At 38.9% G+C, this 14725-nt stretch carries 18 protein-coding genes; 17 read left to right on the top strand and 1 reads right to left on the bottom strand.

Annotation, left to right across the window (positions count from 1 at the left end):
- The first annotated feature begins 9 nt into the window (after positions 1-9).
- The 7 genes from FZC41_RS04410 to FZC41_RS04380 all read left to right on the top strand — a co-directional run bounded on the left by FZC41_RS04410 (position 10) and on the right by FZC41_RS04380 (position 6508).
- On the top strand, positions 10-1269 hold the full coding sequence (locus tag FZC41_RS04410; protein ID WP_148566182.1) for an MFS transporter: 1260 nt from the start codon (positions 10-12) through the stop codon (positions 1267-1269).
- Between the two features lie 200 nt (positions 1270-1469).
- Complete coding sequence (locus FZC41_RS04405; protein WP_148566181.1) at positions 1470-2099, top strand: cobalamin B12-binding domain-containing protein; 630 nt, start codon at positions 1470-1472, stop codon at positions 2097-2099.
- A gap of 135 nt (positions 2100-2234) precedes the next feature.
- Positions 2235-3038 (top strand): methyltetrahydrofolate cobalamin methyltransferase, encoded by an 804-nt coding sequence (locus FZC41_RS04400; protein WP_148566180.1) that lies wholly within the window; start codon positions 2235-2237, stop codon positions 3036-3038.
- Positions 3039-3420: 382 nt separating this feature from the next.
- Positions 3421-4086 (top strand): DUF1214 domain-containing protein, encoded by a 666-nt coding sequence (locus FZC41_RS04395; protein WP_148566179.1) that lies wholly within the window; start codon positions 3421-3423, stop codon positions 4084-4086.
- Positions 4083-4691, top strand: a complete 609-nt coding sequence (locus tag FZC41_RS04390; RefSeq protein WP_243136650.1) for a DUF1254 domain-containing protein — start codon at positions 4083-4085, stop codon at positions 4689-4691. Before FZC41_RS04395 ends, FZC41_RS04390 begins: the two co-directional genes overlap by 4 nt.
- Complete coding sequence (locus tag FZC41_RS04385) at positions 4688-5770, top strand: DUF1648 domain-containing protein (RefSeq protein ID WP_148566178.1); 1083 nt, start codon at positions 4688-4690, stop codon at positions 5768-5770. Before FZC41_RS04390 ends, FZC41_RS04385 begins: the two co-directional genes overlap by 4 nt.
- 42 nt (positions 5771-5812) lie before the next feature.
- A complete protein-coding gene (locus tag FZC41_RS04380) occupies positions 5813-6508 on the top strand; it encodes a C39 family peptidase (RefSeq protein ID WP_148566177.1) in 696 nt (231 codons plus the stop codon).
- 40 nt (positions 6509-6548) lie between these two features.
- On the opposite strand, the gene FZC41_RS04375 is transcribed toward FZC41_RS04380, so the two are convergent.
- On the bottom strand, positions 6549-7109 hold the full coding sequence (locus FZC41_RS04375; RefSeq protein ID WP_148566176.1) for a TetR/AcrR family transcriptional regulator: 561 nt from the start codon (positions 7107-7109) through the stop codon (positions 6549-6551).
- Positions 7110-7280: 171 nt separating this feature from the next.
- Between FZC41_RS04375 and FZC41_RS04370 the strand changes: the two genes are divergently transcribed.
- From FZC41_RS04370 to FZC41_RS04325, 10 genes are all read left to right on the top strand, one after another.
- Positions 7281-7880, top strand: a complete 600-nt coding sequence (locus FZC41_RS04370) for a class I SAM-dependent methyltransferase (RefSeq protein ID WP_148566175.1) — start codon at positions 7281-7283, stop codon at positions 7878-7880.
- A gap of 272 nt (positions 7881-8152) precedes the next feature.
- Positions 8153-9067, top strand: a complete 915-nt coding sequence (locus tag FZC41_RS04365) for a cyclic di-GMP-binding domain-containing protein, MshE-related (protein WP_148566174.1) — start codon at positions 8153-8155, stop codon at positions 9065-9067.
- Positions 9068-9126: 59 nt separating this feature from the next.
- Positions 9127-9486 carry a response regulator gene (locus FZC41_RS04360; RefSeq protein WP_148566173.1) on the top strand — a complete coding sequence of 120 codons (360 nt, stop codon included), beginning with the start codon at positions 9127-9129 and terminating at the stop codon, positions 9484-9486.
- A 413-nt stretch (positions 9487-9899) separates the two neighbouring features.
- A complete protein-coding gene (locus FZC41_RS04355) occupies positions 9900-10730 on the top strand; it encodes a response regulator (RefSeq protein WP_170253842.1) in 831 nt (276 codons plus the stop codon).
- A 440-nt stretch (positions 10731-11170) separates the two neighbouring features.
- Complete coding sequence (locus FZC41_RS04350; protein ID WP_148566171.1) at positions 11171-11608, top strand: pyridoxamine 5'-phosphate oxidase family protein; 438 nt, start codon at positions 11171-11173, stop codon at positions 11606-11608.
- A complete protein-coding gene (locus FZC41_RS17860) occupies positions 11515-11754 on the top strand; it encodes a 4Fe-4S binding protein (RefSeq protein WP_148566170.1) in 240 nt (79 codons plus the stop codon). Before FZC41_RS04350 ends, FZC41_RS17860 begins: the two co-directional genes overlap by 94 nt.
- A 14-nt stretch (positions 11755-11768) precedes the next feature.
- Positions 11769-12518 carry a VOC family protein gene (locus FZC41_RS04340; RefSeq protein ID WP_148566169.1) on the top strand — a complete coding sequence of 250 codons (750 nt, stop codon included), beginning with the start codon at positions 11769-11771 and terminating at the stop codon, positions 12516-12518.
- Positions 12519-12675: 157 nt separating this feature from the next.
- Positions 12676-13302, top strand: a complete 627-nt coding sequence (locus FZC41_RS04335) for a TetR/AcrR family transcriptional regulator (RefSeq protein WP_170253840.1) — start codon at positions 12676-12678, stop codon at positions 13300-13302.
- Positions 13299-13577, top strand: coding sequence for a DUF2087 domain-containing protein (locus FZC41_RS04330; RefSeq protein WP_186855147.1), 279 nt, complete (start codon positions 13299-13301; stop codon positions 13575-13577). Before FZC41_RS04335 ends, FZC41_RS04330 begins: the two co-directional genes overlap by 4 nt.
- 354 nt (positions 13578-13931) lie before the next feature.
- Complete coding sequence (locus tag FZC41_RS04325; RefSeq protein WP_148566167.1) at positions 13932-14618, top strand: DUF2786 domain-containing protein; 687 nt, start codon at positions 13932-13934, stop codon at positions 14616-14618.
- Positions 14619-14725 lie beyond the last annotated feature (107 nt).

Below are 14725 nucleotides of genomic sequence, written 5' to 3'. Positions count from 1 at the left end.
AGGTTTATTATGACCAACAAACAATCTAAAATCAAAAAATATGTTGCTCTTTTTGCTATTGTTTTAGCCGCAAGTACCATCTATGAACTCCCTTATCTCAGCTACACTTACTATGATTTGATGCTTCAAGCCCTGAATATTACAAACACACAGATGGGTTTATTGATGAGTGTTTTTGGGTTTGTTTCCATGATCGGTTATTTTCCTGGCGGCTACCTTGCGGATAAAATATCGGCAAGAAGACTTATTGCCTTTTCGCTCATTGGTGTGGGTGCTCTTGGCTTTTTCTTATCCACTTTTCCCGCTTTTCCATTTGTAGTAATCATTTATGTCCTTTATGGTATTCTCTCTTCTGTCACATTTTGGGCTGCCATGCTTAAAGCTACCCGACAACTTGGTGATAGCAGTGAACAAGGCCGTCTCTTTGGAATGCGCGAAAGCGGCACTGGTTTAATGCCCGTTCTATATGGCATGATTATTTTATTTGTTTTTAACACCACTGGCGCCACTTACCTTTCTCTCAGATGGGTTATTATTGGCTATGCTCTTTTAGCAATCCTCGGCGGCGTATTTGCCTGGTTCGGTCTTGAAGATAATAAACAGACAGATAACCCCGAAGAAAAAACCGGCGCCTCTGTCAGAGCCCTTAGCAAAGTTATTAAAATGCCAAATCTTTGGTTACTTGGCCTCGTTGTCTTTTCAGCCGCTTCCATTTATGCTTCCTATTCTTATATAACCCCTTACTTAACAGAGTTTTTTGGACTTTCAGCCTCTACGGTTGTTTTTCTTGGGCTGATTCGAATCTATGGGATGGCAGTTCTGGGAGGCTTACTGAGTGGTTTTATTGCAGATAAGATCGGTTCGAATATCAAGGTTATCTTTTTCATAGCTATTGTGCCGATAATCTGCTTCAGCAGTTTTATGCTTATTCCGGCTGATCCAGCCTACCTGACAATATTTATTGTCTTCATGCTTGCTGCCGGCCTGTCATTATTTATGATCCGTGGTATTTATTTTGCTGTGATTGATGAATTAAATATTCCCCTGGCTATTAGTGGCACTGCGATGGGTTTCGTTTCACTGATTGGATTTTTACCAGAATCTTATGTTTATACCCTTTTTGGCGGTTGGATGGATGCATACCCCGGTATTGGTGGCTATCAGCATATCTTTATTTATATGAGCATTGTCACCACTATCGGTTTTATATCTGCTGGGTTACTATTGCGAAACCTTGTAAAGAACAAAGCAGCGCGGGAAATAAATTAAGTAAAAGTGTTAGCTGCATACGATATTTTGGATGAAATCACTGTACATAAAAAAAGTTTGCCTTTCAAAGATTATTCTGAAAAAGTTTTGTTAACAAAAATTTGATAAGATTAATAAGACGAATGCATACATATACATATATGTTACATATTTGTGTTTATTATAGAAAAACGAAAATTTATAAAAAGGATGGTAAAAAAATGTTGGATTTAAAAGTATTAACTCAAGCTGTTGGAGATTTAGAAGAAGAAGATGTAATGGATCTGCTCAACGGATTTGTAGAAACTAAACCTTCAGAAGCAGAAGCTCAAGTAGCGGTAGTAGCATGTCAGGATGGCATGGCAATCGTGGGGGATCTATTTGAAAAAGGTGAATATTTTGTTGGTGATCTAATTTTTGCCGGCGAATTGTTAACCGAAGCAATCAATGTTTTGAAACCGGTATTAGGAAATCAGGAAAATGTGGTGGCAGGAACCATTTTGCTGGGCACTGTTCATGGCGATTTACATGATATTGGGAAAAATATTTTCAAAAGCATGTCAGAAGCAGCTGGTTTCGAAGTGATCGATTTAGGGATTGATGTTGCCCCTGAAACGTTTATTAAAAAAGCGCAAGAATGTAATCCGAAGATCGTTGGAATGAGTGGCGTGTTAACACTTGCGATTGACTCCATGAAAGAAACGGTAGCTGCGATTAAAGCTGCGGGTATTGATGCCAAAATTATTATTGGCGGAAATCCTGTCACCACAGAAGCCTGTCAATATGTTGGCGCCGATCGATTTACAACCAACGCTGCCGAAGGTGTAAAAATCTGTCAGGAATGGGTATAACCAGTTATTTAAATTAATAATAGACTCGGCAAAAAGAGATACGGTTAAGAACATTTTTTTAAATGAGAGCAGCATAAATTTGAGTTGAGATATTTTGATAAGTGATGAATTAAAAATATATAACAAGGAGTAATTATGATTATAATTGGAGAGAAGATCAATGGCAGCATACCAGCGGTGAAAGAAGCCATTGAAAAAAGAGACGCTGCGTTTATTGCCGATCGCGCAGTAAAACAGGCAGAGACAGGAGCTAATTTTATCGATGTCTGCGCCAGTACATCCCCAGAAGATGAAATTGAAACCCTTAAATGGCTTATTGAAGTGGTTCAGGATGCTACGGCAACACCGCTTTGCATAGACAGTCCCAACCCAAGAGCAATTGAAGCCGTATTTAAATATGCAAATCAACCGGGGATGCTGAATTCCATTTCCGAAGAAGGGGATAAATGCGAGATATTGCTGCCGCTTATGGAAGGAAATACCTGGGAAGTGGTAGGGCTCACCTGCGACAATAATGGCATTCCAAATGATGTTCAGACAAAAATAGAGATCACAAAAAGCATGGTTGAAAAAGCAGCCCAATATGGCATCACCGTCGATCGGATTCACATCGACCCTTGCGTCATGGCGCTGTCAACTGAGAACAACTCGATGTTGAATTTTGCTCAGGAGATAGCTATGATTAAGGAATTATACCCAACGATTCATGTAACCGGTGCCATCAGCAACATGTCCTTTGGACTTCCTGTTCGTGTACTTTTGAATAAAACTGCGATGGCATTTGCTATTCAGGCAGGGATGGATTCAGCCGTCATGGATCCACTCAATCGCGACATGATGGGGACTATTTTTGCCACTTATGCCCTGCTGGGAAAAGACAAACATTGCCAAAAATACAGCAAGGCCTTCCGAGCCGGTCAAATTGGAGCAGCAAAATAAAAAACGAAAAAAAAAGAGACCTTTATCGACGATGCACGAATTTGCAATGAAGATGAAATGATTCAAGTTGAATAGATAAATCAGTATTTCATGACAATGTTGATTTCGAAAAGCTGAGTTGTGGATGACCTTCTACGTCACCAAGAACTGCGCATCAATGGATGTTAGATAGAAACCTGTTACGTCATAAAGTAGCAGGTTTTTTCGTGGTTGATTTTGGGACCATTAAAGGCTCTGTGTCAAATGGTTGCTTTTTGCCCTTTCTACATTTTTATCTTACAACAAACCCTTCTATAGTTGGTATTTAGAAAAAACATTTTGGGGTAGGCGAATTATTATGTTAAGATTAAAATATAGTTCAATGTTGGGAGGGAATCATTAAATGACCAAAAAAGCATATAATTATCTGGTGATCATCAGCGGTGTGATTTGCAGTTATGTCATGATCAAATCGGTCTTTTTTGTTCAAACAAGACTGGTGAGAACGGACGTGATTCAAGGCCTTCTCGTCGGCTTTGGGCTGGCGATTGCCACGGCCTATATTACCGCGAAGATCAAATCCACAAAGGTCAACGGGTGGAGTACGATGGTTGGCTGCGGCGTGCCCGGCAATGGTATGTTGCTGCGAGCCGCGTGTGCGCTAGCCTTTCCCGGCCCAATAAACACTCCGCAAGAGGCGATGTACTGGACCACATCCGTAGATGGCGCGAAGCATGATCTCTCCGGAGAACACGAATACATCATGTGCTTTCCGGAAGGGGGACTCCCGCCGAATCATGCGTTCTGGTCACTGACGATGGGCGATGCGAAGAATCGCTTTGTGGCGAATTCAATCAATCGATACAGCGTCTCTGATCGGTCAGGACTGGTGCCAAACGCCGACGGCTCTGTCGACATTTACATTCAAAAAACCGCTCCGGCAGGTTATGAAGCCAACTGGTTACCCGCGCCCCCGGGCAAATTTATTCTCTGGTTACGCGTATATATGCCCGATGAGGCAATTCTAGGTGGACAATACAACGTGCCGCCGGTTGTGGAGGTGAAATGATGGAACAGGTGAGATGCGAGCATTTACTGATTTTTGGTTCGTTCATGGTCGCAGCATGGTTCATTGTCATCTACTTTTTACCGCGCATGCTTTTAATCGTATTCAAGCGGGCGATTCTCGTTAAAGGGTTTGGCGACGGCCCAATCCCAATCAATACGCTTTATACGCAACCGCAAGCGTCATTTGCAGACCCGCTCCACGCATCAAGCTCACCCTTAATGACGACTGGCGTGAATCGTGACACGCTCATTACCATCGGATGGTTAGACCTCCGTAAAGGGCCGCAAATATTGCATGTGCCGGATACGGCCGGTCGCTATTACAGTGTGCAGTTCACCGATCCGTCGAAAAATATCAACTTTGCCTACGTCGGCAAACGTACCACGGGATCCGAGGCTGGCGACTACCTCATCAGCGGTCCCGGCTGGAAGGGGGCCGTTCAGCAGGAAACGACAAAGATTTCTTCACCAAATAATTCGGTGCTTGTGATTGGCCGCGTTTTGGTCGGCAGCGACAGCGATCTCGCGAGCGCCCACGGCCTCGCGAAGCAGATTCAGCTATCGCCGTTGGCACCGCCATCGGGCACAAGGAGGAAACGATCATGAATAACAGTTTGAATTTAATCACAGGAGTGATGGGGTTATCCTGGGTTCTTGTCGTGTTTGCCACGGCCTTTACGCCCTATTTCGTACGGAAAAATATCTGTTTTGGTATTTCGATTCCCGAAAGTGAATATGACAATCCTCAGTTTAAAGCATTACGGCGTGATTATAGCATCGGATGTCTTGCGACTGGTTTGATTATTGGAATTGGAAGCGCTGTTTGTTATCGCTGGATACCAGCAGAAAAGGCAATGTGGATTCAGATTGAGGGTATGTTCTTGTATCTTGTTATCAGTATGTTAATGTATTTTTTTATGCGTTCAAAGATCAAGGCAATCAAACAAGCAAGTGACTGGAAAATCGAAACCAAGACAGTCACAGAAATCAGTCAAAAATCCGATAAAACCATTAATATTCGCTGGTATCTTGTGTACCTTGCTATTATTGCAATCACCGTTTTGGCGACGGTGCTCAAATATCCCTCTTTGCCAGAGCAAATCCCCGTGCATTTTAACATTGCCGGAGAAGTGGATCGCTATGCCCAAAAATCAATTGGAACAGTTGCCATCATGCCGGTTATACAGCTTTTAATCGGGATGTTGTTTGCGGCAATCAATGTTGCCATACGCATGTCCAAGCGTCAGGGGAATTTCCAGAAAAGCAATGTCTTTCGGGGCGTTATGAGCATGACCTTATTTGCTATCGGATTGATGGTAATGCTGCTGTTAACCTGTGTTCAGTTTTCGATGATGACCATATTAAGTGAAAAACTGATATCAGTCTTACCGTTAGCCTTTTTAATTGCAATATTCGTTATCTGCGCTTATCTTGCTATAAAAGTAGGTCAGGGCGGAAGCAGACTGAAAGGTACCGGTAATCAACCGGAAAATATGATCGATGATGACAGCCATTGGATTGGTGGATTTTTGTATTTCAATAAAAATGACCCGTCTCTTTTTGTAGAAAAACGATTTGGAATCGGCTACACTTTAAATTTTGGCAATAAAAAAAGTTTAATTGCCATTGGCGTTATTATTGTTCTGATCGGGGCACTTTTAGCGTTGCCGTTCATTTTAAAATAGTCTGAAGTAGCAAAAAAAGAAAATTGTGAGGAGGTATTATTGATGAAAAAGAAATTAGCAGTGCTACTGGCATTCTGTATGGTATTTACACTCGCGGCCTGCAGCATGCAAACCGAAGAAAAATCAGCAAAGGCGGAAAGTGCGGTCTATATTGGATATACGACCGATGCCGACAAATTTATTGATGTCCCGAATTTGCGTCAATACGGTGATTACACCTGTGGCACAACGTGTGTGCAGATGTTGATGAATTATCTTTATCCCCAGATTGGTGATAAAAATCTTTCAGCATATGAGGATAATCTAGGAACGACCCCAGAGAATGGCACGTCGCCTCAGCAGATTTACGATTATTTTAAAGCACAAGGGGTTGCTGTTGAGAAAAAAGAGAATATTTCTATTGAAGAACTGGTTTCATTGATTGATTCCGGCGATCCGGTGATGATGTGTATTCAGGCTTGGAGTGATAAATATAACACAACCGATCCCACTGCAACGGATCACACTTATCTTGCCGATGGGCACTGGGTGATTTGTGTCGGTTATAAAAAGACAGCGGATGGTTATCAGTTTTATTTTAATGATCCTGCTTGCGTCGGCCACTGCCTGATGTCGCAGCGTGATCTTGATGCGCGTTGGATTGATAGGGACGACGAAGGAACGATCTACAATCACTTTGGATTTGTCATAACAGGGAAGACCGAATATAATGATGATGGGGTGTTCTACCTCGATTAAAAAGATGTCCTTTATTTAAAAGAGGATGGAATGATATAAATTATAGATTAGTATTTTTTCTCGTGATAGCGGGAGAAATTACAGATATAAAATACTTTGTAAGCTCTTCTGGTGTTTGTTGCATATTTCCCGCGACCCACCATTTGATCATTTCAATAAAACTACCTGAAATATGATTAATTAGAAAATCTTTTGAAATACCAGTTGCTGATTCATCGTAAAAAACGAGGAGATATTCTTCGATTTGACTATTGAAGTATCCTTTGAAATAATGCATAAATAATTCGCTGCTTTCACTCATAAAAACACCTTGGATAATTTTATTATTCTCTTTAATATGGTAAAGAATGCTGGTTATCATTGAATGCGGATCAGCAGCTGATAAAGACTGGCTGCCGGAGTGCATATCTTCAAATATATTGGTACACATAGCTTTTAAAAGTTCGTCCTTAGTTTCAAAATGGGAGTAGAATGTACTGCGTCCTATGTTAGCAAGGTCTATAATTTCCTGAATAGTTATTTTATAATATTTTTTTTCTAATAAAAGTTGAGTAAATGCGCTATAGATTGCCTTTTTAGTTCTTGCTATTCTTCGATCCATATAATTTCCTTTCAAAACAGTTTTATCGATTTGTTCGGTAATGAACACTTGTCGATAGTTGTTTCTTGTAATTGATTTCTATTGTGATTAATATAAATAGGATACAAAGTGTTCATAAACATACATATTGTATTGAATAATAGGATAAAAGTCAATTAGGAGGAGATATAGATGCATAGCAGAAAAAAAGACGTTAAATTTGATAGGCGAGCTTCAAAGTATGATGAGGGTTTTGAAGGAAAATTATCACAAAAGTTTTATGATGAACTATTGGAACAAGTTGGGGTGGAATCGGGTTTTGATGTCCTTGATGTTGGGTGCGGTACCGGAACGGTGCTTAAAAGAATCAGTGAAAAAGCAAATATTGGTGGTTATGGAATTGATGTGGAGGTGAATATGATTGCCCAAGCTAAAAAGAAATGTCCTGAAATGGATATTCAATTGGCAGGATGTGAGCATATTCCCTTTGATGATAAGTCTTTTGATGTGCTGACTACCTGCATGGCTTATCATCATTTTGAAGATAAAAAAAAGTTTGCGATGGAAGCGGCACGGACATTAAAAGCAAATGGTTGCTTGTATATTGCAGATGTGCGTTTCCCCCATATGCTGCGCAAATTAGTTAATTGCATCCTTGAACATAAGGGCACGGTTGGAAGGTTTTGTTCGCCTAAGGAGATAGCTGCTAACTTTGAAGAGTATGGTTTTATACCGGTAAGAGATTCTACCAATAGATATGTTCAGGTTGTCGTTTTGAAGAAAGTGAACTAAGGTGTGGATGTTATTTTAATAGTGAGCCATGGCTTATCAGAACCAGGCGGCAACGCCAATATACGTGTATGGGCCAATGGTAATTAATCGTTGTCCTTCCACTATTTGTATTGCGCCACTGTTTTGTTATGAAGTTTATAAACCTTTTCTCCTTCTGGTGGCTAAAAATGTTCACAGGTTCCGAAAAATTCCCATGGCATGCTAGACAAGAATTGAAAAATGATATAATATAAACATATATGAACAATAAGACGCGCGCAAAGGAGGCTTTTATGTTTAATCAGTACTTTGGCAATTATCTTTTGGAGAAAAAATTAATCAAACCAGAAGAACTCAGAATGGTGTTAGCGGAACAAAAATCAGACAAGGTGAAACTGGGCGTTTTGGCTATTGATTCTGGTTACATGAATGCGGCACAAGTCAACAAAATACATCGAATTCAAGCTGCCAAGGATCGAAAATTTGGGGAGTTAGCTATTGAAGAGGGATATCTCACCGAAAATCAGCTGGATGAACTGTTAAATGCTCAGAAAAAATCAAATAGTTTATTAGGGCAGATTCTCATTGATAAGGGGTTCTTTTCCCTTGAAAAATATGAAAAAGTTCTGGCCCAATATAGAGAAGATGCACAATTGACAAGTGATGAAATACAAGCTTTGAAAAATAATGACATAACAGAAATCGCAGAGATTTTTCTTAAAACACTCTCTGCTCAGCAGGATAGAATTCCGCGGGAGTACTTTGAACTTTTTCTCAGAAATATAGTCCGTTTTATTGATGATGAGATCAGAATGGAACCAGCTGTAACGGTTGAGTCTTATCCATTTGATTATCTGGTGACTCAGGGAATCGAAGGAAAGTATCCTTTTTTCAGCGGTTTCGCTGCTTCCGAAACAGTCCTGACACGGTTTGCCGCGATCTATGCAGAAGAAGAGCTGGCAGAATTGGATGCCCTGGCTAAAGATTCATTGGGAGAATTTCTGAATTGCCATAATGGGTTGTTTTTATCTGAATTAGCCCATAAAGGCATCGAGCTTGATCTGCAAGTGGCGGAAGTAAAAGCGGCGGGTATCGTGAATCCGGCTGGAAAATTATATATCATCCCGTGCCATTTAAGTTTTGGTCAGATCGATTTTATTTTTGCTGATGCACATCCTGATTTTTCAGAAACCCGTGCAAGCAACTAAATTACAAACTAAAGAGCTAGTGGTTTATATAGAAGATATGATAATAGGAGGTTTTTCTTGTGGCGAGAATATTAATTGTGGATGACTCGGCGGTATCCCGGAAGAAATTGAGAATAATTCTGGAAGCTGCAAAGCATGAAATTATTGGAGAAGCTGGTGATGGCTTTGAGGGACTTCAAAAATATGAAGAATTAATACCGGATCTGGTTACCATGGATATTACCATGCCCAGGGTGGATGGAATTACCGGATTAAAGGACATTTTAAAACTTAATCCGACGGCCAGAATAGTGATGGTGACGGCACTGGGCAAAGGCAGTACAATTCTTGAGGCGCTTGATGCCGGGGCTAAAAATTATATCACAAAACCTTTTTCAGAAGATACGGTTATCCATACAATTGCCGAAGCGCTTAAATAATCAGGAGTAGCTTTTCCCGTACCAGGCTCACTTAACTTATTGGTGATATGGCAATTGATATGCCATATCACCAATATAGTTTTCCAGAGAGATACCGACTTTTCCAGCATCAATAAATCCAATTTCTATAGTACTCATCCTTCATCCTTAATTTTTAATTAATTCCCTTCTTAAATCTTTAATATGAGTCGAGTCTGCGCTATTCCAAAATAAATATGTCGTTTTAAGGTTCACCTCAGTTATATCTGAATGGCTTTCCCGTGCCGGACGCACTTAACTTAAGAAAATTTACAAACATCGTTGAAATATTTGCATAACCATTGAAATTAATTGCAACTATTTGTATAATAGAATAAAAGTACTAAAAATACATGAAGAAGATTTTGGTATGTTAGAATGAGGAGGAATTAATTGTGAAAAATTTACCGATAGTGATATTAGTGGATTCCAATACGGTTGTAAAAAACCGAATCAGAAGAATTTTATCAGAACAGGGAATCGTGATTTATGAGGCATTCAGCCGCCAGGAATTGCTTAGTATCTTCGATGAAAATAAAGGTAAGATAGATTTGATCATCTCTGAGGTTGAAATTAATACTGACAGGAGTTTGGATGGCATCAGTTTAATCAAGCTGGTAAAGAGCAAAAGTGAGACTATTCCGGTTATGATACTGACGGCAGTCAGTCGAAAAGAAGTCATCACACAATATTTGCTGGAAGGAGCCTCGGATTATATTTTAAAACCCTTTGAAGACACTTATTTAAAGGAAAAAATATTTAAACACTTGAATTTTGAAACCCTAACCGAGTCCACTGTTTTGAGATTCAGTTTAAAGACCTATTTGGAGAATGAGCTCTATAAGGCAAATAAAGGGAGTAGCTGTTTTACACTACTGAAGATCAGCTTCAAACACAATGAAGAGGATAACACCAAACAGTCAAATCTTAATTTTGTCGAACATTCGAAAAAAATTTATCAAGAAATCAAATTGCTATTCTGGAATGCTGATTTATACATTCAACATAGTATCCATAGTCATCTTGGATTTTTCCCATTCTGCAACCACGAGAATTCGCAGATCATCATTGAAAAAATCACGAGTAAATTTGAAGAACTCAAACGAACTGATCCAACAATAAAAAACTATACCATCAAACATGCTTATGCAACTTATCCAACGGATGGAGAGTCGGCAACAGAGCTGTTGAAGATATTGGAAACACGGAGTATGGAGGATATTTAAAAATTATTTACACTATCCCTTTAATTGCTGAAAACCCTGTTTTTTGAAACTATTTCTCCTGTTACATTTTTCACTCGGCTTCATGAAGTAATTCTTCGATTTGAATTTCCTGAATATCTTTTGAATCTATGATACCATGGCTAACACTGACTAAATAAGGCCTTTTTTCCTGTTCATTTATTTCACTGAATTGACATAAAATTCTTTGCCCGATTTTTTCAGCAATATCGGAAGTGCTGTTATAAAATACAATCAAAAATTTGAGATTTCAAGGCAATTGCTATTGACAATTGCAGTATTTTTGTTTATGATGTAAAACATATATGAAAAGTATGAAATGGAACAGCGCAATTTGGATGTGAACCAGTTGTTTCATCGCAACTCGGATTTAGGACAAACCCTGGTAAAGGTTGGATCATAATCAAGAAAGAGGGAATATAATGGGACTATTAACGAATGAAATTAAAGATGCTTTGAAAGTGGTAGGCAAAGGTGGCTCAGTGGTTCATTTGGCTACCAGTAGTATTGATGGAAAGCCTAATATCGTGGCTGAACGGTTTGTGACAAGCTATTTGGATGACTATATTCTGATTGCTGATATGTTTGCTCAAAAAACAAAGGTTAATCTTAATGAGAATCCTCATGCAGCGATTTCGATTGCGCATCCCATTGGTTCCCGTGCCTGGGTTTTCAGGGGGCCGGCAACAGTGATTAATATTGGGGCCGCCGCAAGTGACACCTGGCATGATATTAATGTCGGTCAAGTGTTGGCGGAGTGGGGTGATTGGGCATCGAAAGAACCGCCACTAGAAGTTCCCCCAGATATTGCCCCACCCAAGCAAAAACAGAACACGACGGTTTTTCCATTCCAATTCTAAAGAACTATGAAGACTGCATCGGGTGTGGAAAATGTGCGGATATCTGTTCCATGGGAGGAATTGCCATGACTGCTTATGTGTGTGATGCCGAAGAAAAATGCAAACGTGACAGGGAGAATTTTTTGTTTCAGAAAGGTCTGTATTGAAGGGAGCTGTTTAAATGTGCGAATTGCTATGGGATCATACCATCCATTATATAAATGATCTTCAACAAGCTAATGCTGTTTTTGAAAAAAATGGATTAATCGCCAAACAGGGTGGAAGTCATGAAGGATTTGGCACCTGCAATTCACTCAGCTATTTTTGGGCTTCCTACGTCGAGTTTTTGTCAATTGATGATAAGATAGTCAATAAAAACCCAGTTGAAGACATCCTGATTTTTGCTGATGCCGGAAAATTTCTGCCAAAGCATGAAGCCTTCGGAAGAATTGGTTTAAGAACCCATGATATTGTTGCCTTGAGAAATAAATTGGTTAAAAAAAACCTGAGTTTATCAGAAATATTTGCTGGTAATCGAACGACTCCTGATGGGGAAAGACTCACCTGGAAGCTGTTGATGATCAATGGCGATTATGGCGGGCTATCGTATCCTTTTATTATCGATTGGGAAATAACAGAAGAACAGCGATTCCGGCAGTTGAAAGGCAAGGGGCTAATCAATCAACATCCGTTAGGTCAGTTATTTTTATATGAAGGCGTTTTTGCGGTTGAAAATCCTGAGATCACAGCCAAACATTGGGCGGATATTTTTGGATTTGCACAAAAAAATGAGACCACGCTTATCATCGGGCAGCAACTGTTTCGTTTTGAAAAGGGAAGCGAAAATCGTTTGCAAGAACTCAATTTTTTATGTGACGGTGAAAAGGGGTTTGATTTCAAAATCGGAGAAGGTCGTTACCGCAGTTTATAAAAAAGGATTTAATAAAACAGAAATGTTTTATTAAATCCTTTTTAAATTTCCTGACTCCCGCTGTGAAAGTTGAGCGATTAAGATCATGATTTTGTTGACAATAATTGTCCAAAATGATATATTGAATAAAAATTCAATATATCATTTTGGAGGTGTTATGGCACGAACGAAGGAACAAAATGAAAAAATGAGGGTAACTCGCAAAGAAAAAATCCGAAATGCGGCACTTTTACAATTTGTCAAACAGGGCTTATTTGCCACTCGTATCCAGGATATTGCAGCGGAAGCAGGTATCGCTCAGGGGCTTTTATATCATTACTATGCTTCAAAAGACGAGATTTTTGTGGATCTCATAAATGATGCATTGGATAAAACCATTGAGGCATCCTATTCGGTCCGGGATATGGAGATCGACCCAGGCGAAAAAATCCGCTTTGCTTTAGAAAGACTTATTGATACCATTGAAAATAGTCGGACGTTTTTGGATACATGTCGGCTGATTAGCCAAGCAAGTAATTCAACAGCAATTCCTCAGGAGGCTCGGGATCTTATTCAAGAAAAAAGGAATATACCCTATCAAGTAATCGAAATAATAATGGAAGCGGGACAAAAAGAAGGAACCATCATAGCAGGGGATCCCAAAATGCTGTCTATTTTTTTCTGGACCAGCATTAATGGCTTGGCAATATATTATTCCACCAATAATAACAGGGAAGTAAAGCTAGATTATCGTGTGCTTTCATCCATGTTTTTGATTGAAAGAGAAAGAGAGGTTGAAAAATGATGCAAAAGATCAAACCATTTTTAAATGAAGAAGGGAAAATTAAGCAGATTCCTTCGAAACAGTCAAAGCAATTACTGGTATATGAATATCTGGCAGAAAAGTTTGATGATGATCAGGAATACTCAGAAAAGTCGGTTAATCAGCTAATTGATGCCTGGCATACTTTCGGAGATTGTATCTTATTAAGACGCGGATTAATAGAAACTGGATTTTTATGTCGATTATCAGATGGAAGCAAATATTGGAAAAACAAAGAAAAGGATCAAATTCAATAATTGGACTAAAAAACGAGCTTAATATTTTTAAATTTATTTCCCAATATTAATAAAAAATATATAGGATGTATGCGATTATCAATAGAGCAATGTAATTAAAATCTAAAATTAAATTTTAAGGAGATCAAACAATGCCAAAACCTTAAAGTGAAGACGATTCGAAAATCCAATCCTAAAATAATTAAGGTTCGTGAAAAAATTCATCTTCGTTCTTGACAGTTTGAGTGATTACAAATAAAATAAGGAATATAAAGTAAACTGATATCAAAATAGGATTGATTCTACAATAAAGGCTTTTGGATATCAGTCGATGTTTTTTGGCGAAAAACAGAAAGTTCAAAACGAGGAAGAAAAATGGAAGCGAATATTAAAGATCGAATTAAAAAACTGTTAGCCCTTGGCAAAAGTCCCAATGCCAATGAAGCAAATTATGCTATTTTAAAAGCAAAAAAGCTGATGGTTGAATATAAATTAACGGATCGGGATTTATTAAGATATAATGAAAAACCAATTAAGATAGATAGCAATATTTATTATACGACTCGAAGAGAACATTGGATGACCGGTCTGGCCGATGTCATTGCTGAGAATAATTGTTGTGTTTTCTATATGATTACACCTCCCGGTGCTCAACGGCACTACATTATATTTTATGGATATGAGGAAGATGCACTGATCTGCAGCAGTATATTTGCCTATGCGGTCGATTGCATACGTTCCCAGCTGAAGGCGATAAAAAAGGTTATGAAACTGGATGAAAAGCCCAATGCCATTATTAATGAAGCCTGTGAAACTTATGGCAAAGGTTTTTACGAGGGTTTGGATGATGCTTATACGGTTCAGGATTTTGAGCACCAGGAATGGGGTCTGGTGATGACGGTTCCGCCGGAAGTCAAAGAAATTCTCAAGCCAATGCAACATGTCCACCATAAAGAGAAAAACAATGAAGATCACTATTCTTTTTATGCCCAAGGTTATCGAGAAGGTAAAATATTTACCACTCAAAATAAATTGGAAGAAGTTAAGGAAGCAGCCGTGTAATCATTTATATAAATAGAAAAAGCCAGATACTTGTTATAGAAAAGTATCTGGCTTTTTTATTTCTAGATTAAGGTTATTAAAAGATATTAAAGGTATATAAAGAATAT

It is taken from the genome of Acetobacterium paludosum (assembly GCF_008086595.1).
GTDB lineage: Bacteria > Bacillota > Clostridia > Eubacteriales > Eubacteriaceae > Acetobacterium > Acetobacterium paludosum.
The sequence above is the reverse complement of the archived record's forward strand: the minus strand, read 5'-3'. Positions and strand labels throughout refer to the sequence as shown.

What these genes read in the sequence shown, in the direction of transcription:
- FZC41_RS04410 (WP_148566182.1), top strand. Translation starts at nt 10, where the DNA reads ATGACCAACAAACAATCTAAAATCAAAAAATATGTTGCTCTTTTTGCT.
- FZC41_RS04350 (WP_148566171.1), top strand. Translation starts at nt 11,171, where the DNA reads ATGGGACTATTAACGAATGAAATTAAAGATGCTTTGAAAGTGGTAGGC.
- FZC41_RS04375 (WP_148566176.1), bottom strand. Translation starts at nt 7,109, where the DNA reads ATGGATCGAAGAATAGCAAGAACTAAAAAGGCAATCTATAGCGCATTT.
- FZC41_RS04335 (WP_170253840.1), top strand. Translation starts at nt 12,676, where the DNA reads ATGGCACGAACGAAGGAACAAAATGAAAAAATGAGGGTAACTCGCAAA.
- FZC41_RS04365 (WP_148566174.1), top strand. Translation starts at nt 8,153, where the DNA reads ATGTTTAATCAGTACTTTGGCAATTATCTTTTGGAGAAAAAATTAATC.
- FZC41_RS04370 (WP_148566175.1), top strand. Translation starts at nt 7,281, where the DNA reads ATGCATAGCAGAAAAAAAGACGTTAAATTTGATAGGCGAGCTTCAAAG.
- FZC41_RS04330 (WP_186855147.1), top strand. Translation starts at nt 13,299, where the DNA reads ATGATGCAAAAGATCAAACCATTTTTAAATGAAGAAGGGAAAATTAAG.
- FZC41_RS04390 (WP_243136650.1), top strand. Translation starts at nt 4,083, where the DNA reads ATGATGGAACAGGTGAGATGCGAGCATTTACTGATTTTTGGTTCGTTC.
- FZC41_RS04395 (WP_148566179.1), top strand. Translation starts at nt 3,421, where the DNA reads ATGACCAAAAAAGCATATAATTATCTGGTGATCATCAGCGGTGTGATT.
- FZC41_RS04340 (WP_148566169.1), top strand. Translation starts at nt 11,769, where the DNA reads ATGTGCGAATTGCTATGGGATCATACCATCCATTATATAAATGATCTT.
- FZC41_RS04380 (WP_148566177.1), top strand. Translation starts at nt 5,813, where the DNA reads ATGAAAAAGAAATTAGCAGTGCTACTGGCATTCTGTATGGTATTTACA.
- FZC41_RS04385 (WP_148566178.1), top strand. Translation starts at nt 4,688, where the DNA reads ATGAATAACAGTTTGAATTTAATCACAGGAGTGATGGGGTTATCCTGG.
- FZC41_RS04400 (WP_148566180.1), top strand. Translation starts at nt 2,235, where the DNA reads ATGATTATAATTGGAGAGAAGATCAATGGCAGCATACCAGCGGTGAAA.
- FZC41_RS04325 (WP_148566167.1), top strand. Translation starts at nt 13,932, where the DNA reads ATGGAAGCGAATATTAAAGATCGAATTAAAAAACTGTTAGCCCTTGGC.
- FZC41_RS04405 (WP_148566181.1), top strand. Translation starts at nt 1,470, where the DNA reads ATGTTGGATTTAAAAGTATTAACTCAAGCTGTTGGAGATTTAGAAGAA.